The sequence below is a fragment of the Lacticaseibacillus saniviri JCM 17471 = DSM 24301 genome (genome assembly GCF_001311785.1).
GTDB classification, from domain to species: Bacteria; Bacillota; Bacilli; order Lactobacillales; family Lactobacillaceae; genus Lacticaseibacillus; species Lacticaseibacillus saniviri.
In genome coordinates this window covers 1-22,194 of the sequence record NZ_BBBX01000007.1, presented here as the reverse complement: position 1 = coordinate 22,194, position 22,194 = coordinate 1, and the positions used below count along the sequence as shown (strand labels likewise).

The 22,194-nt window shown below is 48.3% G+C and carries 21 protein-coding genes and 6 pseudogenes; 10 read left to right on the top strand and 17 right to left on the bottom strand.

Translation table 11 applies throughout. The features are described 5' to 3' along the window. Window positions 1-21: 21 nt before the first annotated feature. The 3 genes and pseudogenes from JCM17471_RS05065 to metG all read left to right on the top strand — a co-directional run bounded on the left by JCM17471_RS05065 (window position 22) and on the right by metG (window position 3,405). Window positions 22-483, top strand: a complete 462-nt coding sequence (locus JCM17471_RS05065) for an NUDIX hydrolase (protein WP_054777058.1) — start codon at window positions 22-24, stop codon at window positions 481-483. Continuing rightward, window positions 476-1,308: pseudogene (locus JCM17471_RS05060) on the top strand (DUF72 domain-containing protein). Before JCM17471_RS05065 ends, JCM17471_RS05060 begins: the two are co-directional and overlap by 8 nt. A 114-nt stretch (window positions 1,309-1,422) precedes the next feature. Then, window positions 1,423-3,405, top strand: coding sequence for a methionine--tRNA ligase (metG, locus tag JCM17471_RS05055; RefSeq protein WP_054777057.1), 1,983 nt, complete (start codon window positions 1,423-1,425; stop codon window positions 3,403-3,405). Between the two features lie 60 nt (window positions 3,406-3,465). Here the strand turns inward: metG and JCM17471_RS05050 are convergent, their stop codons facing one another. Next, window positions 3,466-3,987, bottom strand: coding sequence for a hypothetical protein (locus JCM17471_RS05050; RefSeq protein WP_054777056.1), 522 nt, complete (start codon window positions 3,985-3,987; stop codon window positions 3,466-3,468). Window positions 3,988-4,131: 144 nt separating this feature from the next. Continuing rightward, window positions 4,132-5,128 (bottom strand): annotated as a pseudogene (locus JCM17471_RS05045) (tagatose-bisphosphate aldolase). 349 nt (window positions 5,129-5,477) lie between these two features. On the opposite strand from JCM17471_RS05045, the gene JCM17471_RS05040 reads away from it, so the two are divergent. The 3 genes from JCM17471_RS05040 to JCM17471_RS05035 are packed head-to-tail and all read left to right on the top strand — an operon-like array spanning window position 5,478 to window position 7,302. Beyond that, window positions 5,478-6,236, top strand: coding sequence for a hypothetical protein (locus JCM17471_RS05040; protein ID WP_054777055.1), 759 nt, complete (start codon window positions 5,478-5,480; stop codon window positions 6,234-6,236). 5 nt (window positions 6,237-6,241) lie between these two features. Beyond that, the gene (locus JCM17471_RS13995) at window positions 6,242-6,391 is read left to right on the top strand and encodes a hypothetical protein (protein ID WP_156321606.1); all 150 of its coding nucleotides are present in this window, start codon (window positions 6,242-6,244) and stop codon (window positions 6,389-6,391) included. 11 nt (window positions 6,392-6,402) lie between these two features. After that, window positions 6,403-7,302, top strand: coding sequence for a cell division site-positioning protein MapZ family protein (locus tag JCM17471_RS05035; protein ID WP_054777054.1), 900 nt, complete (start codon window positions 6,403-6,405; stop codon window positions 7,300-7,302). A gap of 220 nt (window positions 7,303-7,522) precedes the next feature. On the opposite strand, the gene JCM17471_RS05030 is transcribed toward JCM17471_RS05035, so the two are convergent. From JCM17471_RS05030 to JCM17471_RS04970, 15 genes and pseudogenes are all read right to left on the bottom strand, one after another. Next, the gene (locus JCM17471_RS05030; protein ID WP_054777053.1) at window positions 7,523-7,993 is read right to left on the bottom strand and encodes a PTS sugar transporter subunit IIA; all 471 of its coding nucleotides are present in this window, start codon (window positions 7,991-7,993) and stop codon (window positions 7,523-7,525) included. Then, window positions 7,990-9,177 carry a glycosyl hydrolase family 65 domain-containing protein gene (locus tag JCM17471_RS15045; RefSeq protein WP_263849418.1) on the bottom strand — a complete coding sequence of 396 codons (1,188 nt, stop codon included), beginning with the start codon at window positions 9,175-9,177 and terminating at the stop codon, window positions 7,990-7,992. The genes JCM17471_RS05030 and JCM17471_RS15045 overlap by 4 nt, the downstream gene beginning before the upstream one ends. A gap of 377 nt (window positions 9,178-9,554) precedes the next feature. Then, window positions 9,555-10,130 (bottom strand): annotated as a pseudogene (locus JCM17471_RS15040) (glycoside hydrolase family 65 protein); the annotation flags it as partial. A 41-nt stretch (window positions 10,131-10,171) separates the two neighbouring features. After that, a complete protein-coding gene (locus JCM17471_RS05015; protein WP_225354137.1) occupies window positions 10,172-11,266 on the bottom strand; it encodes a PTS transporter subunit EIIC in 1,095 nt (364 codons plus the stop codon). A gap of 5 nt (window positions 11,267-11,271) precedes the next feature. Continuing rightward, on the bottom strand, window positions 11,272-11,538 hold the full coding sequence (locus JCM17471_RS15035; protein ID WP_225354149.1) for a hypothetical protein: 267 nt from the start codon (window positions 11,536-11,538) through the stop codon (window positions 11,272-11,274). Further along, window positions 11,489-11,620, bottom strand: coding sequence for a PTS transporter subunit EIIB (locus JCM17471_RS15030; protein ID WP_225354136.1), 132 nt, complete (start codon window positions 11,618-11,620; stop codon window positions 11,489-11,491). Before JCM17471_RS15030 ends, JCM17471_RS15035 begins: the two co-directional genes overlap by 50 nt. Next, window positions 11,592-13,052 (bottom strand): glycoside hydrolase family 1 protein, encoded by a 1,461-nt coding sequence (locus tag JCM17471_RS05010; protein WP_054777050.1) that lies wholly within the window; start codon window positions 13,050-13,052, stop codon window positions 11,592-11,594. The genes JCM17471_RS15030 and JCM17471_RS05010 overlap by 29 nt, the downstream gene beginning before the upstream one ends. Before the next feature lie 199 nt (window positions 13,053-13,251). After that, entirely contained in the window at window positions 13,252-13,497 is a 246-nt protein-coding gene (locus JCM17471_RS05005) for a helix-turn-helix domain-containing protein (protein ID WP_054777049.1), read from the bottom strand. Continuing rightward, window positions 13,494-13,811, bottom strand: a complete 318-nt coding sequence (locus tag JCM17471_RS05000) for a hypothetical protein (protein WP_054777048.1) — start codon at window positions 13,809-13,811, stop codon at window positions 13,494-13,496. The genes JCM17471_RS05005 and JCM17471_RS05000 overlap by 4 nt, the downstream gene beginning before the upstream one ends. Beyond that, window positions 13,808-14,113 (bottom strand): AraC family ligand binding domain-containing protein, encoded by a 306-nt coding sequence (locus JCM17471_RS04995; RefSeq protein WP_054777047.1) that lies wholly within the window; start codon window positions 14,111-14,113, stop codon window positions 13,808-13,810. The genes JCM17471_RS05000 and JCM17471_RS04995 overlap by 4 nt, the downstream gene beginning before the upstream one ends. A gap of 132 nt (window positions 14,114-14,245) precedes the next feature. Continuing rightward, window positions 14,246-14,866 (bottom strand): helix-turn-helix domain-containing protein, encoded by a 621-nt coding sequence (locus JCM17471_RS04990; protein ID WP_054777046.1) that lies wholly within the window; start codon window positions 14,864-14,866, stop codon window positions 14,246-14,248. A 32-nt stretch (window positions 14,867-14,898) separates the two neighbouring features. Continuing rightward, a pseudogene (locus tag JCM17471_RS04985) lies at window positions 14,899-16,268 on the bottom strand (Nramp family divalent metal transporter). Window positions 16,269-16,690: 422 nt separating this feature from the next. Then, window positions 16,691-17,131, bottom strand: coding sequence for a hypothetical protein (locus JCM17471_RS04980; protein ID WP_054777045.1), 441 nt, complete (start codon window positions 17,129-17,131; stop codon window positions 16,691-16,693). A 14-nt stretch (window positions 17,132-17,145) separates the two neighbouring features. Then, window positions 17,146-17,928, bottom strand: coding sequence for a penicillin-binding transpeptidase domain-containing protein (locus tag JCM17471_RS04975; protein ID WP_054777044.1), 783 nt, complete (start codon window positions 17,926-17,928; stop codon window positions 17,146-17,148). A gap of 14 nt (window positions 17,929-17,942) precedes the next feature. Continuing rightward, window positions 17,943-19,307, bottom strand: a complete 1,365-nt coding sequence (locus tag JCM17471_RS04970; protein ID WP_054777043.1) for a transglycosylase domain-containing protein — start codon at window positions 19,305-19,307, stop codon at window positions 17,943-17,945. 188 nt (window positions 19,308-19,495) lie between these two features. On the opposite strand from JCM17471_RS04970, the gene JCM17471_RS04965 reads away from it, so the two are divergent. The 4 genes and pseudogenes from JCM17471_RS04965 to JCM17471_RS04950 all read left to right on the top strand — a co-directional run bounded on the left by JCM17471_RS04965 (window position 19,496) and on the right by JCM17471_RS04950 (window position 22,108). Then, complete coding sequence (locus JCM17471_RS04965) at window positions 19,496-20,281, top strand: TatD family hydrolase (RefSeq protein ID WP_054777042.1); 786 nt, start codon at window positions 19,496-19,498, stop codon at window positions 20,279-20,281. Further along, window positions 20,268-20,836 (top strand): annotated as a pseudogene (gene rnmV, locus JCM17471_RS04960) (ribonuclease M5). The gene JCM17471_RS04965 and the pseudogene rnmV overlap by 14 nt, the downstream one beginning before the upstream one ends. After that, a pseudogene (rsmA, locus tag JCM17471_RS04955) lies at window positions 20,829-21,714 on the top strand (16S rRNA (adenine(1518)-N(6)/adenine(1519)-N(6))-dimethyltransferase RsmA). Before rnmV ends, rsmA begins: the two co-directional pseudogenes overlap by 8 nt. Window positions 21,715-21,856: 142 nt before the next feature. Then, window positions 21,857-22,108, top strand: coding sequence for a Veg family protein (locus JCM17471_RS04950; RefSeq protein WP_054777041.1), 252 nt, complete (start codon window positions 21,857-21,859; stop codon window positions 22,106-22,108). Window positions 22,109-22,194: the final 86 nt, after the last annotated feature.

The window sequence follows — 22,194 nt, the reverse complement described above, 5'->3', positions numbered from 1 at the left end:
AAGAGTAAAGGAGTGACCAAAATGACGAAAGCTTACACATTGATTGTTGTCGAAACGGCCAGTGGCTTCTTACTGATTAATCGCGCAAAGCCGCCATATCGCGGCATGTGGAACGCGTTAGGTGGCAAAATTGAAGCAGATGAATCGCCAATGATGGGCGCTAACCGAGAATTAATGGAGGAAAGTGGCCTGACTGATGTTGCGCTGCATGACCGTGGCCTGATTCATTGGTATGTGGATGGCAGTTTGCGTGGCGACCTCTATCTCTTTACTGGGCAGACGGACTGGTCACTGCCCCAGCCCAAGCAAACGCGTGAGGGGATTCTGGCTACGGTGAGTCGCGACTGGTTGCTGACGGATAATTTGGGCGTTGTGCCGGATTTGTCGGCGGTGCTCCCCACATTGCTTGCTGGTGAACGCCACACGTATCGGTCGGACTTCCGCGGTGAACACTTTGAACGGTTGGTGATTGAAGATGATTGATGTCGGTCTGACGAGTGTCGCTGAACACCCGCAACTCTCGGCCACGGGCAAATCGACCAGCACCTTGGTCGATTACGCGCAATATTTTCCTGTGGTGGAGCTCGACACCACGTTTTACGGACTCAAGTCACCTGATGTGGTGCGGCGCTGGCAGGAACAGGTGCCACCGCAGTTTCAGTTTATCGTCAAAGCCACAGGCATGATGACGGGCCAAACCAAAATGGATGAGGACTCACCGACGTTGCCCGAACAATTCCAGGCGCTGGAATCAAGCTTACAGCCATTGATTCAAAGCAAGCAGCTGCGCGCTATTCTATTTCAGATGCCACCGTTTTTGGTGTAAATCAAAAATCAGTTCGCTATCTGCGACTGGTGCGACAGCTCTATCCCACATTACCGGTTGCCATCGAGTTTCGTCACGACAGCTGGTATAGTGACGTCTATCGCCAATCGACGCTCGACTTATTGCAACACTTGAACTTCATTCATGTCGTGGTCGATGAACCACAGACAGTCAGTGGCAGTGTGCCACTGGTGCCCGTTGCCACCAATTCTGAGCTGACAATCATGCGCCTGCACGGCCATAATTTGGTCGGGTGGGCGAATCGATCCGCGCAGTGGCGCAAAGAACGGACCAATTACCGCTATGCAACGGATGAGCTCACACATCTGGGGGAGATTGCGCAGCAGCTCACATCAAAACAAGTGACGGTTATTTTTAATAACAATGGTGGCGGTGATGCGGCCGACAATGCGCTGCAGTTCATCGACTTGCTGGGCCTTCACTTTGACCACTTGGGTCCCAGACAAATGGGATTATTTTGATGAAACACAGCGAGAACTTGGTTTTGCCGTGAATTCCTCCGTCACTCTTTTCACAGCTATGCTATACTTAACACAATCTCATTAAAACGATACCTTGTTGCAGGAGGCACTATTATGGCAGGAAAACCAACTTTTTATGTTACGACGCCGATCTACTATCCATCAGGCAAGCTTCACATCGGTAACGCGTATACCACAATCGCGGCCGATGTTTTGGCGCGCTACAAACGCTTGATGGGCTACGATGTCTTTTTCCTTACGGGAACTGACGAACACGGCTTGAAGATTGAACAAAAGGCGGATGCCTTGAACATCACCCCTCAAGCTTATGTTGATGGGATGGCAACCCAGATCAAGCAACTCTGGAAGTTACTCGAAATCACCAATGATAAGTTCATTCGGACCACCGATAAGGAACACATGGTGACCGTTCAAAAAGTGGTTGAAAAGCTGATTGCAAAAGGTGACATCTATCTCGGCGAATATGTCGGCTGGTACTCTGTGGACGATGAAGAATACTTCACCGAAACCCAGTTAGCTGAAGTTTATCGCGATGATGATGGCAATGTGATTGGTGGGAAGGCCCCATCCGGTCACGAAGTTGAATTGGTCAAGGAAGAGAGTTATTTCTTCAAAATGAGCAAGTATGTCGACCAATTGTTGGCGTACTACGATGCGCATCCTGATTTCATTCAACCCGTTTCACGCAAGAATGAAATGATCAATAACTTCATCAAACCTGGTTTGGAAGATCTGGCTATCAGTCGGACCACTTTCAACTGGGGTGTGCCTGTCCCAAGTAATCCTAAGCACGTGGTTTATGTGTGGGTGGATGCGCTGCTGAACTATATCTCCGCACTGGGCTACGGCACCAACGATCAACACTTATTTGATAAATACTGGCCTGCTAACGTGCAATTAGTTGGTAAAGAAATCGTACGGTTCCACACCATTTACTGGCCAATTATTTTGATGGCACTCGATTTGCCATTGCCTGACAAGATCTATGGTCACGGCTGGTTAGTCATGAAGGACGGCAAGATGAGTAAGTCCAAGGGCAATGCCATCTATCCTGAAATGATTGTGGAACGTTATGGTCTTGATGCGTTGCGTTACTACTTGATGCGCGCGATTCCATTCGGGAACGACGGCATCTTCACCCCTGAAGATTTTGTGGGTCGGATCAATTACGACTTGGCCAATGACTTGGGGAACCTGTTGAACCGGACAATTGCGATGATCAACAAGTACGAAGATGGTGTGATTCCAGCACTGAAGCCAAATGTGACAGTGTTTGATGCTGATTTGACGAGCGTTGCTGAAGATGTTGTCGCCAAGTATCACGAATTGATGAACAACCTGCAATTCTCTGATGCCTTGGATCAAGTTTGGCGCTTAGTCGCTCGTGCGAACAAGTACATCGATGAAACCGAACCATGGGTACTCGCTAAAGATGACACTAAAGCGGATGAACTGGCAAGCGTAATGGCACACTTAGCTGAAAGTCTGCGTGTTGTGGCCTTACTGATTCAACCAGTGATGACTCACGCCCCAATTCAGATCTTTGGTCAATTAGGCTTCGATCAAACCGATTCCGATCAGATGCAATTGGCGTTCGGGCACTTGCCTGAAGGCGCTAAGGTTGCTGAAAAGGGAACACCAATTTTCCCTCGCTTGGATGTTGAGGAAGAGATTGCCTACATCAAGGATCAAATGACACCTAAGTTACCTGATAAGGTGACCGTGGATGAAGCAACTCGTAAGGAAGAAATCGATTTTGATACTTTCGATAAGAGCGAAATCCGTGTGGCCGAGATCCTGAATGTCGAGAAGGTTAAGAAGGCCGATAAGCTACTGAAGTTCACATTGGACGCGGGGGATAAGGGCACACGTCAGATTCTTTCTGGGATTGCGATGTACTACCCTAACTTCGAAGAACTGGTCGGCAAAAAGGTGATGGCAGTGGTCAACTTGAAGCCACGGACATTGCGCGGTGAAGTCAGTGAAGGGATGTTGTTGAGTGCGGAAAGCGCAGACGGCGATATCACTTTAATTGAAGTGCCTAATCAACTTGAAAACGGCAGTTTAGTCGGTTAACAAAAAAGGTGTTGAGACGCGATTTAGTCGCAGCTCAACACCTTTTTTGTTGTCTAAATATTATTCGAATGAGTTAAAACTTGTTGTCCATTGATTGCCACCGAGATTGTACCAGAGGTTGTGATTGTGATAGACCTTTTGATAGTATTTCCACTGACTACCGGCGCGTAAAATCCGGGTGCCAGCTACGCCGCCAATCTCAGGTTCTATCATTGCACCATTGCCACCAGCCACAAAGGTTGTCGTCTTGAAATTCTTGAATAAGCTGACTGGTGTAATGGATGGCGTTACGCTGGTTGCCTTGACCCAGTAACCGCCGCCTAAGTCATAGCGCACATCGTTCTTGCCAACGAGTTGTTCCCCGACCATGTTCCAGCGTGTATTAGCCGGTAACACCTTGGAAGGCTTGCCTTTTGCCGTATAGGTTTGCACCTTTTTCTTAGCTGGTGTGGCTACGGTGACCTTGAGATCGACGTTCAAGGCAGACAGTGAGCCCTTAATCTTATTGTAGCCGGTGTTGGCCGCTTGAGGGTTCACAGTTGGTGCCAGCGCGAATCCACCCAGAATTGCGGCGCCAACCAATAAAGCTGATAATTTTTCATTGAATCATCCTCCTATGGTAATTCTAGTATACGATTCAGTGAACGAGAAAGCCATCTACTAGAATCAAAAAAGCACGGTAGCGTCTCACAATGAGATTGCTACCGTGCTTTTTAGTGTCATTAATTACTTGCTAACCTTGTCAGTCCAAGGTGTAGCTGTCTTAGCTAAGACTTCGTTCAGACGATCGATGTTGCCTTTACCAACGGTGCGTAACCATTCACGGCCAGCAGTTTCACCGTCAACAGCGAATGGCTTGATGCCATCGGCCCATGTGGCACGGCCACAGAGGACACCGTTAAAGGTTGAACCAGCATTCTTGGCGAATTGTAATTCTTTCAAGAATAAGTCGTTGGTAACACCAGCGGATAAGAAGATGAATGGTAAGTCGGTTGCTTCACTTTGTTCCTTGTAGTACTTCGCTGCTTCATCTTGTGAGTAAACAGCGTCGACACCATCATCAGTAAAGCCTTCAACAAACTTTTGGTTAACAGGCACTTCAAGCTTCAAAACAGAAACGTTGTAGCGAGGCTTGCTGAATTCACGTGTCATGTCGATAACCTTGTGTGGCTTAACCTTGGCGTAAGCAGCGTCAGCCACGTTATCCATTGTGCCATCGTAAGAAACTAATTCGAGGAAGAGTGGCAGGTCATTAGCCTTAGCTTCGGCCCCGACACGTTCAACGAATGCCTTCTTGCGATCGTTGATATCATCACTTTCATCAACATCGTAATAGAGTAAGAATTTAACTGCGTCGCCGCCTTCTTCAGCAATGCGCAGTGCGGATTGGTCAGTAATCAAATCGGGGGAAGCGACCAGGTTCTGTTGCATCGTAACCTGTCTTTTCATAGGCCAAAAGTAAACCGGCATTGTCGGCACGAACCTTGCTTGCTGGCAGACCATATTCAGGGTCCAAAAGAATTGAGCTTGCGTATGGTGTGAGTTCTTCAGAAACAGCTTCCTTGAAGTGAACAATTTCAGTTTCATTGGAAGGCTTGTTTGCTGCGGCAGCAATCATCTTCTTGATGGATCCCCGTTGGTCGATAGCCAAAGCGGAGATGACGTTGTTGTCATTGGATAATTGTTCCAAGTGTGCACGTTGACCGGTTGTTAACTTAAGCATGAATAGAATTCCTCCTAAGGGTATACCCCTGTTTTACCAGTGGGTTTTAAAATCAACTACATCCTTAAAATAGCATTGCGCCAGTCTTGTGTCAAGCGCTTCCAGAGGACGTTTCATTTTTGGATAGATTAAAATGGTGACAATCATTATCGATTTTCATGGAAATCACCGCGGCATCGGAATAAAAAACGTTTTTCTGAAAAAGATGTGTTATTTTACCGGGATATGGTCAATGGTGAGCAGTATTTTCGCTTGAAAACGGGTATAATATTGTCTAGATATCAACGTGAGGAGGAGGCGAGGATTTGAAAACACGCAATCGCTGGTTTATTTTTGGGGATTCATTATTGTGTTGGTGGCAGGCGGTGGTGCCGTTGCCGCAACCGGTAATCTGCCAGAATTCAGAATTCCATTCGAGTGGCTGGTCCCAAAAGAGAAGCAGCAAACCAAGCAGGTTCAAACGTTGCCGAAGATTGATGCGCTGAATCTGGAACAGAATCCGCCAGCAACCTTACTCAGCCAGGCAGAAACGATTCGATCTCAGATGACAACCGTGTTTGGTACACCCTTGTCGCAGTTATTGCAAGACGGTCAGTTGGAACAAGCGATGAGTGATTTTCAGCCGACTTCCACTGTCGTCCTCAATCAATTGCGCACAGAACTCGCGGTGTTGAATACCAACAGTGACCTCAAATTCATTAAAACAATCATCAAAGAAGCCGGTATCTATCGTGATCAAGAACAGACGACCCAAGAAATCACTCTGGTAAGTGTGTTTGCGGCAGATAGCGATCAATATCTATTGCTGACGACCAAGTTATCGATGCGTAATCAGCGCTTGGTGGGCTTAACGGCGTCACAAGACAAGGCGACGACGTATCCAATCGCGTTGGCAAAGGATGATGCGTTTATCGCGAGTCAGAGTCAATTTGCGAGTCTATTGACTGCCTTTGCTGATAAGTACACCAATCGTGAACGTTATCAAGGATTGACGGGCAAAGCTGCGGTTCAACCCGATAACCCCAATGTACAATCCTACGTGAACGGGATGCCATATGGCGATAAGAGCACCCTCGCGGCTATTTTGTCGCCAGTGAAGGGGATCTGAGTCGGATGACGATTACCGGCTATGCACTGACCAACACACCGACAGACGGCTTGGTGCACTATCAGGTGAAGATTCCACGGCTGAATCAAACGCCACTGGTTGTGACGGTTGATTATAACCGGTTAACGGAACAGATTAAGTCATTCCATCAATAAAGGAGTTCACTATGCGAAAGAAAACGTGGCTGTGGGTGCTGGTCGGATTGATTGTCGTTGCGGGCGTTGCAGGTGGCTTTTACTACTGGCGGCAACAGGTCAACACACTTCAGCAACAACAGATGACGCAAACAGAAAAACGCGTCGATCAACAATTAACACAACTGTATACAGATCCCAAGCTGGGCTATTTTAAGCGTACGACAACAGCGACACAGCTGACTGCCATCGCGCAGAATCTCGATAAGTTGAGCCAAAGTGATCAGCAAGCAACGCTGCAAGATCGATACACGCAGGCCAAGACTGCTTTTGAGTTGCAAACCACGCTGAATGCAGCCTTTCAAAAGCCGGTGCTCGAAGGCGATCAATTACATAGCGACCGTTTGATCAAGCACACAATGACGGAAAGCAAATTTCAAGCGATGCGTGATAAGTTGGGCGCTGTGGAACGCGAGGACGTCTGGCATCAGAATATGGCCACGCTGATCACTTTAGGCGAGAAGCAGGCGCAATTGAACGCCACGGCCAAGCACGCCATCGCGCAACTCTATGTGACCGGGGTCGTGAAAACACCAGTGGATGAAACGGATTACGAGCAGGCCCAAGTTGATCTGGCCGCTTTGGTCGATGAGACTTATCGCCAGGAGCTGCAGGCCAAGCTCACACCGGTTACGACAGCGTATCAGCAACAGCGACAAACGGATCAGGATAAGTTGACGACTGATCGCCAGAAGGCAGAGGCTGAAGCAGACAAGAAGATTGCGGATGATGTCAGTTCAGCTGAAGCAAAGCGCAGCAGCGAAAAAGCGGCGGCTGATCGCAGTTCACAAACATCGTCTGCGTCTTCATCTTCCTCTTCATCTTCTAGCTCGTCTTCACGTGATGTATCGATCTCGAGTCAGGATGACTAATTGATAGGAAGAAGATGTGGCAAAAGGCGTTTAGAGAGTGAGGATTAAGGGACTTCATGACTAAATCCCGAATTTAGGATTTGGCGTGATGTTAGTTAACTGGAATTCTCTGCCTTTTGGAACTCAGTTAATCAACAATGACCGTAAAACAAACAGCCTATGACAAGCCAAATTGGTTTTGTCATAGGCTGTTTGTATGTGTAAGAACGTTGACTGATACTTAAAGTGGTTGTGAGACGATAACATCGCCTTGCTTCACATCTGCTGCAGTGATATCAGGTAATTTGACGTCGGTATCGCTGATTACAGTTAAGATATCAGTGATTTTGTCGTGCGCCTTAATACTTGCGAGATCGAGCGTCGCGAGTTGGGTTGACTGATCGATTTTTTCACCAGGTGTGACCAAGATGGTGAAGCCTTCACCATTGAGTTCCACGGTATCGAGACCCATGTGCAGCAACACTTCTTGACCTGATTTGGCCTTCAGCGTGAGCGCGTGCTTGGTCGGGAAAATCGAGGTGACTGTGCCTTCAATGGGTGAATAGATGTCACTAGTCGTTGGTTCAACGGCGAATCCATCACCGACAGCGCGTTGTGAGAAGACAGGATCAGCAACGTCTGTGATTGGTTTCAGATGACCTGAGACAGGTGCATATAAGTTGAGTGTTTTGTGTCGTTTGAATAAGTTCAATGTGAACTCCTTTCTGCGGTCGTTATCTGCTGCCGCTTACCATTGACCATGAGTTCAACGGGTTCGCCCTTGATGAGCGCAACATCGGTTGATTCATGGGTATAGCGAACGGCGAGCAGGCGACCACGATAACAAAACCGGATGGTGAGCGCTGGCCAAGCTGTCGGTAAATGATTATCGATGTGCAAACACTGATCTTTGAATTGAATGCCACCAAAGCCTGTCGCAATACTCAACCAGCTGCCGCCAAGATTGGCGACGTGCAGACCGTCGCTGGCGTTGCCTTGTAAGTCAACTAAATCCATTTGGGCGGTATCCATGAAGTAATCGGTTGCCTTTTTGGTGTCATTCAATTGTGCCGCGAGCACACTGAAGATTGAGCGAGACAACGATGAATCATGGGTCGTGATTGCCTCATAGTAGGCGTATTCACGCTTGAGCTGAGCGTGTGGCAAGTCCATGAAGAGATAATCAGCAAGCAGCGTATCGGCTTGTTTGTTGACCTGATAGCGGTAGATATTCAGTGGATGATAGTGCAGTAGCAATGGGTAGTTCTGTTTAGGCGTGGTTTCAAATGGCCAGACTGGCTTTTGAAAGGCACTGTCATCCTGTTCATTGATTTGTCGTTCTTCACTGTAAGGTAGGTAGACACTATCGGCTGTTTGGTGCCACTGGTCTGCTTCATCCGCTTTGACACCCAGTACCGTGGCTTGATCGGCAAATTCTGTCACCAGTTCAGCTGCACGTTGCAAGTTGAACTTGGCCAGACGATTGGTGTAGTAATTATTGTTTACAATCGCGGTGTACTCATCGGGCCCGGTGACATCATAAAAGCCGAATTGGCGCTTACCATTGATCTGACTCCAATTTCCGAAGTCTTGCCAGAAGCGGGCGGTTTCAATCATTAATTCAAGGCCAGTGGTGACCATAAACTCGTGGTCGCCCGTGATATTGTAGTAGCGATCAACTGCATAGGCGATATCACCATCGATGTGATACTGTGCTGTACCAGCAGGGTAATAGGCACTGGCTTCCTCGCCGTTAATAGTGCGCCAGGCAAATAGGGCACCGTGATCGACACCGAGTGTGCGGGCCCGCTGTTTGGCCTGTGGCAAGATGCTGTGTCGGTACTGAAGCAACTGTTTGGCAATCGCGGGATTGGTGTAAGTGAAGAATGGCAACATGTACATCTCGGTATCCCAGAAGTAATGGCCTCATAGCCGGTACCGGACAACCCTTTGGCAGGAATATTGGTGCGTCCATCACGACCCGCAGAGGCGGCGAGTTGAAATAGATTGTAGTGAATGGCCCGATTCAACTCGGGATTGGCTTCAATCGTGACATCACTGCTGTTCCAGAACTCATGCCAGTAGGCCTTGGCATCTTCCTCAATGGCGATATTTGTTGCCGAAACCGCAGGCATCACGGTGTTAATCTGACTCACTTGGGCAACCACCTGATAAGTGAAGGTGGCGCCAGGATTCATGGTTACATGTGTGGTCAAACCGGTGTCGGCTTGAAGCTGCAAATCAATGCTTTGATCACTGTGTTCGGTACGAATCGACATTGCGATGGTATTACCGTCAGGATGCTCAGTGGTGGTTGTCAGTGTTTGCACTTGTCGTGATTGACGTGGATCATCGCTATCAGCTTGTTGGGCTGGCGCAGTGAGCGACTTGTTGATTGTGAGTTCACCTGTAAAGTCGACCGACTGAATCGTGTAGACCAAACTGGCACTGGTTTGTTCCTGTTGGCTCACCACACTTGCCAGGGTGACTAGTAACTGATGATGGCCGTCACTGACACGCCATGTTTCACTCAGTTGGCCCGTTTCCAAGTCGAGCGTCTTATCGACTAACGTTTGTGTTTTAAAGGTGGTTCCAGTTGTGGTGGTCAGTTCAATCTGGCGCAAGTCTGGGAGTAAAGGTGTGGTTTGATGGTGGGTGGCGTACCCAAACGCGGATTCACCGTATTGAATCGGGGTGGTTTCGTACAAGCCATTAATAATGGTGCCGGCAGTTGCCGAAGGAGTGAAAGGATCACCAGCCCGGAGGCCAAAGTGCCCATTAGACAGTGCGAAGATGGTTTCTAGATAAGCGGCATCACGATTAGCAACGTGATTGAGTGAGAGTAGCATTGCGGGTACGGTCATAACGAACAAACTCCTTTTTTAATTCACTAGGCTTCAGCAACCGTTGATTTAACGGCTTCTTTAGGTGCTTCGGCTTTTTGTGTTTCTGTTGTCGCAACTTGAGCGCGATCTTGCTTGCCACTGATGATGAAGGAAGCAATGAATGAAGTGCCCAGTGCGATGACCATCATGGCAATCCCGTTGATGACATTGGCGATACCTTTGTCACCGGAGAAGCCCAAGATAGCCATGAAACTATTTTGGGGGACATATAGGGTGACACCAACAATCCCAGCATATAAGCCAGCGACACCGGCGCCAATAACCGCACCGATCAGTGGTTTCTTGTATTTCAGGTTAATCCCATAAAGCGCGGGTTCGGTAATTCCCATAATCGCGGAAATCCCACTTGCGGTGGCCAATGACTTCACGCTTGGCTTGTGGCTACGCAACCCAAATGCCAATGCGGCAGCACCTTGGGCGAGGTTAGAGCAAACTTGAGCAACTAAGATCAATGATTCGTGACCTGTTGCGGCGAAAGTTGATAAGAAAATAGGTGTAAGCGCATGGTGCATCCCGGTCATGACAATGAATGGCATTGCAGCGGCGAGGAAGGTGACCATGATAAAGCCCAAGCGACCTTGTAAAAGGTTGATAATCCAGGCTAAACCAGCACCGGCGTAACTACCCAGAGGTCCGATGACGATGAGTGCAAGTGGCGCACTGATCAGTAACACGAGTGTTGGATTGAGAATAATCTTGAGTGCACTTGGTGTGATTTTGTCGACGCCGCGTTCGATATAACTCATCAACCAAACGGTCAACAGCGCGGGAATCACAGTTGCTGCATAGGTGTCGGGTGCAATCGGCATAGATAAGAAGGAAATCGCTTTGCCGGAAGTCACCCAAGCAGTGAATGCGGGGTGTAAGAAGATACCAACTACGACAACGGCCAATGACGTATTGACCTTGAAGCGCTTAGCCGCGTTGATAGCGAGCAATAATGGCATGAAGAAGAAGGCGGAGTCACCCATGATATCGAGGATGCGGTAGGTAGGACTCGTCGTTGCCATCCAGTGGAAGGTGGTTGCTAAGGACAAAATAACTTTCATCATCCCAGCGGCAGTTAATGCTGGAATCATTGGGGTCATGCAGGCGGTGATGGCATCGACGATCTGGCCGAAGACACCTTGTTTTTCTTTGGTGTGCTCGTTTCGGTAGCGCTGTCATCAACATCCCCATTAGTCACACCTTCAGCGATAATCGCATCAAAGACATGAGCAACTTCATTACCGATGATGACTTGATATTGTGTTGGCGTGATGTTGACGGTAACCACTCCATCGAGTGCCTCAATTTTGGCTTTATCGGCCTTTTCGTCGTTTTTTGAGACTGAACCGTAAACGGGTGGCACAGTGGACTAAGGAATTGATGTTGGCTTGACCACCAACGTCTTCAATAATGGCTTTAGCCAATGGTTGATAATTTTTGCTCATCGGAATATCCTCCTTGATTAATGTGTTGGGTTAAATAATCTTGATACCAATAATAGCTGTCTTTGCGGATGCGTTGGTTGGATCCTTGGCCATGATCATCGCGATCGACGTAAATCACACCGTAGCGCTTAGACATTTTGCCTTCACTCACGCTGACGAGATCGATGATGCCCCACATCATGTAACCAATCAGTGGAATACCATCTTCTTCTTGCGCCAGTTGCATCTGATCAAAGTGATCGCTCAGATACTTGATGCGATATGGGTCATGGACGTGACCATCAACCAGTTGATCGTCGGTGGTGCCAATCCCATTTTCAACGATGAACATGGGTTTTTCGTAGCGATCGTATAGTTGATTGAGGGTAATGCGTAGTCCCAGTGGATCCACTTGCCAGACACTGTTGGTGTTTTCCAAGTAGGGGTTCTTCAGTGTCGTGAAGCCGTTAGTGGCGATGGTATCGAGCGCGTCGGTGTCAGCGGCCGAACAAGCACTGGAATAATAACTGAAGGAAACGAAATCAACGGTGTTTTGTGCGAGTAAGTCGAGATCTCCTGGTGCCATGTCGATGGTGAAGTGGTTCTTGCGGCACAAGGCATCAAAGTATGCTGGATAATGACCGCGTACCTGCACGTCTGAGAAGAGAAGTGCGGTGCGATCACTGAGGTTGGCTGCCCAGACGTCTTTAGGATTAGGCGTGTATGGATAGGTGCGACCCGCGGCCAACATACAGCCAAATTGAAAATCAGGATTGATGCGCTTGCCGATTGCAACGACATGGGCATTGGCCAGTAGTTGATGGTGTGCTGCTTGGTATTCTTTTTGGAGCATATTGTCTTGTTTGGTAAAGGTGAGCCCACCACCGATGAATGGAATGTGCATGATCATGTTCATTTCATTGAATGGAATCCAATAGCGCACGTCATCCTTGAATTCATTCATGACGAATTCGGCATAGCGGACGTACATGTCCATGGTGTGGCGACTTGCCCAGCCGCCGTAATTGGTCACCAGTTGCAATGGCAGTTCAAAGTGGCTCAGTGTCACGATGGGTTCGATATGGGCTTGCTTGAGTCGATCAAAGAGATCGTGATAGTAGGCCAGTCCCGCTGGATTGGCAGTGGTTTCTTCACCAGTGGCAAACAATCGTGGCCAGGAGATGGAGAACCGGAATGAATTGACGCCGAGTTCTTCGAGTAAGGCGATGTCATCAGCGTAGGTGTGATAGAAATCGATACCATTATGACTTGGATGGTAGTCCGCTTCTTCAGTATTAAAAATATTATTAGGATCATCGAGATACACAGGTTTGAGTCGTCGGTCATCGAGTGGTAATTGATCGAAGTTGGATGGGCCTTTGCCGTCTGCGAGGTAGTTACCTTCTGTTTGGTTCGCAGAGATCGCGCCACCCCATAAGAATGGTTGTTTCATTGTTGTGTTCCCCTTCAAGTTTGATATTAAAGCGCTTTATTTATTTACATACTCATCGTAGCCGTCACTGTAACGGCTTACAATTCGGTGGCTTGCGCAATTGTTCTCATATATTGCCTTACATTTTTGCCGATTAGCTAATATAGCAGTGCGTGTGATGCAGGGATACTAAAAAAGGATCGAGCATTGCGCCCCATCCTCAACTGTTGATTTTATGTGCTTCCCGGTAGCGCTTGGGTGAGACCCCGAGACGATCCTTGAAAAGCCGGTAGAAGCTTTTGTTGCTGGTGAAGCCCACGTTGAGTAGGATATCGGTAATTGAGTCATCCGTATTAATCAATGCCCATTTGGCCTTATCGAGGCGATAGTCGTTGAGAAAGTTGATGAAGGTTTGGCCGACATTCTTTTTAAAGTAGCGGGCAAAATAATATTCGCTGAAGTTCACTGATGCCGCGGCTTCAGCCAAGGTAATCTTGTGTGTGTAGTTTTTTCGACGAAGCCAAACACTTGATTCAAGGTCTCAAGAATCTGGTGGCTGCGGATGGCGGCCAGTGGCGTTTGTTGATGGTCCTTGGCCGGAATCTCACGAATCATGGTGACCACCAACTGATAGATAAGACTTTTGACAGCAAGCATTGCCTCAGGTGCCGGATTTTGCGCTTCTTTGGCGAGGCGATATAAGAGGGTGACGAGCCGCTCTTGTGTGGCTTTGGGCCACAAGGTGCTAATCTGTGTGAGGTGGCTGAAGGCTTGTGTCAAATCGAGGTCGGGTTGTTGGCTGAGTACGTCACTAAAAAACTGAGGTCGAACTGATAGACATAGCGTTCACTGCTGGGAGAGGCCACGACGTAATGCACGTCACCACTATTGAAAAAAGCAATCTGGTCGGCATAGATATGAAACTGCTGATCGTTAATGGCGAGGTTTGCTTCACCTTGTGTGATGAGTAGTAACTCGTATTCTTTGTGCCAGTGTGGTGTAGTGAGAATACTGCCATCATTTTTGAGAAACCTGAATGGAAAGTCAGGATTGAGGTGTGGCATTTCGAGATAAATCGGCATGATGTTGCCTCCTTGATTGGGTCATTGCTATCTCTAATATGCAAGTATTGGACGGGGAATGCAATTCAATCACGTCATGAAACCAAAAAAGTCCCAAGGCAAACCAATGATTTACCTTGGGACTTTTTTGCTTTAGTTTTTATGCAGAATGAAGCTAATGCGCTGATTCAATTCTTCCCATTTCTCATCGGGGAGATGCAGTCGATCTAACATCACCAGGTTGGTGAAGATAGTTGCCTGCAGGTTGGCGACAAGGTTCTGAGCCATGATAGGAATCACATCCGCCGTGGTCTGAAGACATGGACGTTGCGTGTTGAGGAAACCGGTCAGTTGCTCCAGAATCAATAGGTTTAGCTGATGCAACCAGTCAGTCTGTTCATCGGTCAACAGTGTCTTTTCCTGAATGGTGATATTGAAGACCTGATAATTTTCCGTCTCAATCAGGGTTGCCCAGACAAACTTGAAGAACCGCATGATCTCACTTTGAGTACCGGCCAGATCCGTGACGGGTGCGAAAGTGAAGGCGTGAATGGCGGCTGTTCGTTTGTCGCGGGCCTCTGATAGAATGGCGTCCAACAGTTCTTTTTTGCCACCGGGAAAGTAGTAGTACAGCAAACCGTCAGAGGTGTGTGCGCCCTCGTTAATTTTGCGGGTTGTGGTCGCTTCGTAGCCTTTAGTGGCGAACAGTTTCCTGGCGACGACAAGCATTTTTTCACGTTGGTGTAGCGTCTTATTCGTTTGCTTCTGAGACATTTAATCTACTCCTGACGTCGTGTTGACAAGTTCTAAATGAGGCCAATTGTTTGAACAATCAAGTAGAGGTTCAGTACTACTAAGATGATGGCGGAAGCCCATGCAAGCACCTTAGACCAAGTATGGTTGGCAAACCGGCCCATGATTTTCTTATCACTGGTGTACTTGACCAATGGAATGACAGCGAATGGTAAGGCAATACTGAGGAAAACTTGGGAGAAGGTCAGCAAGTTTTCGATTTTAGCTTCATCACCGTGATAGTAAATGGCGAAGATGAGAACGGGAGTGACAGACAACAGTCGTGTCACGAGACGTTGCAACCACATTGGCATCTTGAGGTTGATGAAACCTTCCATGATAATCTGCCCGGATAATGTTCCGGTGATGGTTGAACTCTGGCCAGAAGAGAGCAGGGCGACAGCGAACAACATACTCAAGATGGGGCTAGCAATGGCGCCGACGATCTGTGGATTCTGTAAGGCGTTGAACAAATCAACGAACTTCCCAAGTGGGCTGTTAGTACCGTAGAATAATGCGGCTCCGAGAATCAGGAGCAAACTGTTCACAACAAAGGCAATGGTCAATTGGATATTAGAATCGATGGTTGTGAACTTGATGGACTTAGCGATGTTAGCTTCGTCGTTGCGATCGATTTCACGGGTTTGTGAAATGGATGATCCCAGGAACAAGTCGTGGGGCATGACGGTCGCGCCGACAATCCCTAATGACAGGTAGAGCATGGATTTGTTGGTGAGAATAGAGCTACTTGGCACGTAGCCAGCGAGAATCTGATTGAACTCTGGCCGAGCGAGGAAGACCTCGTAGGCGAAGACGAGAACAATCACAATCACTAACGTGGCCACAATCGCTTCAATCTTTCTGAACCCGAGTTTCATCAGTAACAAGAGAATCAAGACATCGGCAGCGGTGATAATGATGCCGACAATCAGTGGTATCTTGAACAACAACTCGAGCGCGATGGCCGAACCGATAATTTCGGCAATATCGGTTGCCATAATGGCTAGTTCAGTGATGACCCAGAGGACGATGCCCATTGTCTTTGAGGTATTCTCTCGAATCATCTGAGCCAAATCTTTTCCGGTTACAATTCCCAGTTTAGCGGCCATGGCTTGTAAGAGCATCGCGATTAAACTCGAAATAAAACAACGGACAAGAGTGTGTACTTAAATTGGGCACCACCGGCGATTGACGTGATCCAGTTACCGGGATCCATGTAACCAACGGCAATCAGCACACCGGGACCGGTGTAGGCGAGCAGTGTTCGCCAGAAACCTTTGTTGTCGGGAACCTTGATGCTACCGTTGACTTCACTCAAGCTCTTGCTGTTTTGGTCTGTGGTAGCGAACGTCTTGTTTTGCTTTGCTTCTTCTGCTGCTTTCATATTGCAACCTCTTTTCTTTTTCTAGGACTGCTGAAATTTGGTTGGATATTTTTTGAACGAGCGCTCAGTTAATTTCCAAAGGTTATTATTGTTCTTTTCAGAAATAATGTCAACCCATTTTCGATAAAAAATTCGGGTAGGCTAACTTTTATAGCGAAACCTTAATCCAACGCTGTTTTTCGCACCTCTTTGCCCGACGGCATATTGCTTAAAAATGATAAATGCCTAATTTTGGGCATTGATGCCATTATTTTGGCGGATATGGCGTGAAAAGACGCCACGTATCCTTACCAATGCACATCAAAAAAGGCCGCATCTACAACCTGATCGCGATTGGTTTAGGCGGGCCTTGTGGTCGGAAGAAACAAAAGAGGGGCAGTGATAAACCCATTTGGCTTTATCGCTGTCCCTCTGGCTATGCGTTAATTATTTTCTGTGTCGCTACTGCTACTCTCGCTGTTATTAGCGCTGCTGCTATTGGCAGCATTGTCATCGCTGCTACTACTTTCATCTGTTGTCGAACTCGATTCGCTGCTGCTTGAAGCTTCTTGGTCGGATGAGCGACTACTGCTGGAAGCGGAGGTTGTCGTGCCGGTATCACGATTGATATCGGTATCGTCGGTATCCGATGGTGTTGCGGCATCCGCATCTTCTTTTGCGGCCTGGCGTGCGACCTCATCTTTGAGCTTATCGAGCGCGGTTTCCTGTGACGCGTAGACGGCAATGATACGCTCATGCAGACTATTGTAATTTGAAGTCCGCTTGACGCGACTCAAATCATCGAGGGCCTGCTGGTAATAATACGTCTTGAACACGTCCCAATTGTCAGTGGTTGGACCAGCCTTGAGTTGGAAGGCCGTCATGGCATCGATATCGGCTAAGACCTGTTGTTCGCGTTGTTCTTCTGCAGAAGCGTGAGCCCAGCACTGATCTTATACTGAAGCGATTCGAAGTGATTGGCCAACCAAGTCTTTTGTTCCGCAATCACGGCGGCGTTTTGGCGCTGGCGGGTTGCAAGTTGCTTGGCTTGATCACTGGCCTGGCTGATGAGTTGATTCTTGACGACACGCACACTCGATGGGCGTTCAAAATCAACGACAGGCTTATTAGCCACGAGCTGTTTCATGGCCTGGGAGAAAATCTGTTGGGTGACAGTGGCAATTTCTTGGCCCTGCGCACTCGGTGTATCATCACCAATCCAAACGGCAATCGAGTAATACGGTGTTGCACCGGTGAACCAGAAATCCTTGCGGTCATCGGTCGTCCCGGTTTTACCCGCGACATAGCGATACCCAGGCACCTTGGCTGCGGCCCCAGTCCCTTGTGGGTCGGTGAGCACGCTCTTCATAGCATCAAGCGTCAGATAGGCACCATCGTCACGAAAGACTTTTGTCGCCGCGTCATCCGCATGATCATAGAGCGTCTGATCGGTACTGTCATTGTGTTGCACCAGCTTATTCACGTTGGTTGGTTCACGATAATTCCCGTGGTTGACCAGCGTGGCGACAGCTGCCGTCATATCTTGATTGGAAACCCCTCGAGTGAAGCCCCCAACAGAGATGATCGGGTTGTTATCGCGATAGTCCAGACCGATGAAGCGCATTTTGGTCAGAGGCGCCGTGATATCTGGTTGCTTTAGCGCAAGCTTGTAGGCGATCACGTTATCCGAAACGGCTACCGCTTTTTGAGGGTAATGGTCCCATAGCTGATATTGCCGAAGTTATTGGGATAGTTGTTGTTCGGACGTTTGTCGGACATCTTATCCGTTTCAAGCATGCCCGAATCAAACGCTGGTGCGTAAGCGAGGTAAGGTTTAATGGAAGAACCGGGTTGTCGCAGTGACAAAATGGCGCGGTTATAAGTCTTATTTGTCGCCTCACCGCGGCCACCAATGCTGGCAACGACTTGACCTGTCTTATTATCGATCACAGTCATGCTGGCTTGCTTGGTGAAGTTACCCGTCTGCGGATTCTTCGCCGTGTAACCCGCCATGGCTTGGGTCACTATTTGCTGCATCGATTGCTGTAACTTGGGATCAATGTTGGTGTAGAGACTGTAGCCACCCGCGAGCAAGTGCTGGTAGGTCTTTTTGTAGACCGCTGAATAGTGGCTCTGATAAGCGGTTTGGGTCTGTTGGTCAGGAAAAATATATTGGAACTTAAAATGATTGGCCCGCATGATATCTTCGGTGGCGCTCGATAAGGCCACGGCAATCTGATTGTCGTTGACGGTGTTATCGACGTTGTTGGGATGATAGTCGGGCTTGAACGTCTCGTTGAGCGCTGCATGATAGCGGCTGCTGGAGATGTATTTTTGATCATACATCGCCTTCAAAATCACCTTGCCGCGGGCCACAGCCGCATCGGTGTGGGTGATGGGGTCGAGAGCAGCGGGATTGTTGGTCACACCAATCAGCGTCGCCGTTTCAAGCAAATTGGCATCATTGATGGATTTGCCCAGGTACATGTAGGCGGCGGTATTGATTCCCGCGGCGCCACGACCATAGTTGACGTTATTGAGGTAAAACTCGAGAATTTGCTGTTTGGAGAACTTCTGCTCGAGCGCTTGAGCGGCCACCATTTCGGTCACTTTCCGATTCAGGGTCTGCTCACTTGAGAGGTAAACATTCTTGATCAGTTGCTGGGTAATCGTGCTGGCGCCACGCTTATCGCGACTGAGCACATAGTTACCGGCAACGCTGACCAGTCCCTGAATATCGACACCATGGTGCTCGTAGAAGCGCTGATCTTCAATCGCAATCAAGGCGTGATAGATGTCAGGCTTCATTTCTTTGTAGGTGAGGTAGCGATACTGTGCCTTTTTGAATTCCTTTAGCACCTGTGAATTTTGGCCATAGACAGTTGTCGGCTTGGTCGCGTGGAAATCGGCCTCGTGAATGCCATCAGCGACTTTATAGCCGGCGCGGATGGAAGCTTTGACGGAATCACCATACTTGAAGTAGGCAAACGTGCCACCACCGATGAGCCCCACCAGAATCAAACCGATGAGACTGAGCGAAATAATGCTGCTGACTGCCATTTTTTGGTTTTACGATGTTTAGTGTGTTGCGATTTGGTCGCCATGAGAACTCCTTTGATCACTGGGTTATAATTGCTTTCACTCTCAAATTATACCCCTTAGCATAGCATAATCACCAAAATCATTTGAGATGCTTCATCTCAGTAGGATAACTGGTATAATTATAGGAACGAAAAGGGGAGTCGAGCATGGAAATTTTTGATTCACACACACATCTGAATGACACACCTTATCAGGGGCAAGAGGCCGACTTTATTGCCGCTGCCAAGGAACTCGGTGTGACCCAAATGGCAATCGTGGGGTCGGACACTAAGATGAACCACGACGCCATTGCATTAGCGGACAAGTTTGCGCCGCTATATGCGATTGTGGGCTGGCATCCGGAGTTTGCTATCGACTACACACCAGAAGCTGAAGCGACATTACTCAAGCAACTTGAGCATCCCAAAGTGGTCGCACTGGGTGAAATTGGCCTGGATTATCACTGGAATACCAGTCCACGTGAGATTCAGCGGCGTGTTTTTCGGCGCCAATTGGCAATTGCGCGTGAGCACCACATTCCCGTCTCGATTCACAGTCGCGATGCGTTTGAGGACACCTATGACATATTGAAGGATGCGCATTTTGAAGATTTCGGTGGCATCATGCACAGCTTCACTGGGGATGCGACTTGGGCTAAGCGGTTCTTAGATCTCGGCATGTATATCTCATACTCGGGTATCGTGAGCTTTAAGAATGCCCCTGAGGAACACGAATCCGTCGTGACGATTCCGGAAGACCGCTTGTTGGTCGAAACGGACGCGCCTTATTTGACGCCAGTTCCTTATCGCGGCAAGCAGAATCAGCCGGGGTATACGCGTTATGTGGTTGAAGCCGTCGCAAAATGGCGCGAGAGCACACCAGAACACATTGCAGCGATCACTCGGCAAAACGCACATCGAATTTTGGAATTGAGGACTAATGGGACAGATTAAACAAATGATCGTGGTTGAAGGCCGCGACGATACCAAGCGATTGCGCGAGGCGTTTGGGTCAATCGATACGATTGAAACCAACGGCAGTGCCATCAATGAAGCCACACTTGAAAAATTAAACTCGCACAGGCTAGTCGAGGGGTGATTGTCTTGACCGATCCCGATTTTCCGGGTGAGAAGATTCGCCGCACCATCTCGCAGGCAGTGCCTGGGGTGACACACGCGTTCTTACCGCGTGCGGATGCCGTGCCTGACCATCAAGGTTCTCTTGGGGTTGAACACGCCAATCCAGAAGCGTTGCGGGCTGCACTGAGCCATCTCTTTACGGAGGTGCCAGATGCTGAACCGCTGATCACCAAGGAAGATTTGATTACCGCTGGTTTTATCGGTGGTGCCGAGTCTCGCAAACGCCGGGAGCGGTTAGGCGAATTACTGCATATCGGTTACGCCAATGGTAAGCAGCTCGAGCGTCGATTAGCCCAGTTCCAGATTCCCCGCACGATGTTTGCGGAAGCCGTTTTGAGAATTAATGCAGAGGAGGCCAACAATGGCTGAACAACCACGAATTGCGACCCCAAGTGAAACCAACGCCATCCTAAAGCGCCATGGATTCAAGCTCAAGAAGAGCCTGGGCCAGAACTTCCTAACCAATCCCGCCATCTTGAGCCGCATTGTGGCCGCTGGTGATGTGGGTCCAGATGATGATGTCATCGAAATTGGCCCTGGTATCGGTGCGTTGACACAATATCTAGCTGAAGCGGCACATCAGGTGTTGGCGCTCGAAATCGATGAACGCCTGATTCCTGTGTTGGCTGAGACGCTGGCACCTTATCCCAATGCAACGGTGGTCGAGGCGGATGTCTTACAAGCCGACCTTGCCACACTGATCCGGGATCATTTTGACGGGGAACACACGCTCAAGGTGGTCGCTAATCTGCCTTACTACATCACAACACCGATCTTGATGCACTTGATTGAGGCACACCTGCCGATTGCAAGTTACGTCGTGATGATGCAAAAGAAGTCGCTGATCGCTTGGTGGCAGAACCAAACTCCAAGGATTACGGCAGCTTGAGTATTGGTGTGCAACAAACCATGGATGTTGCCGTGGCTTTTGAAGTGAAGCGAACATCATTTGTTCCAGCACCCAATGTCGATTCCGCCATCATCAAGCTAACAACGCGTGAAGAACCACGTGCTCAAGTCAGTGACCAAGAGGCTTTTGACAATTGGTGCGGGGGAGTTTCAAAGCCCGGCGCAAGACACTGTGGAATAATCTGCAGAACTTGTACGGTAAGGAACCTGAGATCAAGGAACGATTGACCAAAGCACTGGATGCCGCTACAATCAAACCCAGTCAACGGGCAGAACAGCTCAGCATCAGTGATTTTGCGCGCTTAACTGAAGCGTTATTAGTTGAAGGTTTCAAATAAATAAGTTTCAACTAAATACAATGATAAAACCATTAAACCCTTGCTGTGATTGACTTTTAATGCTTGCGAATTTAAAAGTCTCGTGGTATAATTGCAAATTTTTATCATTCGTGTTATACTTGACACACAAGGGGTGAAGTGCATGCCAATTACGCTAGCAAGCATCAAACAGAAACTCGATAATAAGATCGGCGAGAACTTAACAGTTGTCGCACAGGCAGGTAGAAAGAAAGTGACCCGACGCAAAGGGACACTCAAAGAGACTTATCCCGCAATCTTCGTGGTTGACTTGGATCAAGATGAGAATTCTTTCGAGCGAGTATCTTACAGTTACTCGGATCTCCTCACCAAATCCATTGAAATTCACTTTGAAGAAGACGAAAAAGTTTCATAATAACGACATGACGGCTTTGAATTAGGCTTGCATTCACGTTATTGAAATCAATTAAAAAGCACTCACAGTCGATTGGCTGTGGGTGC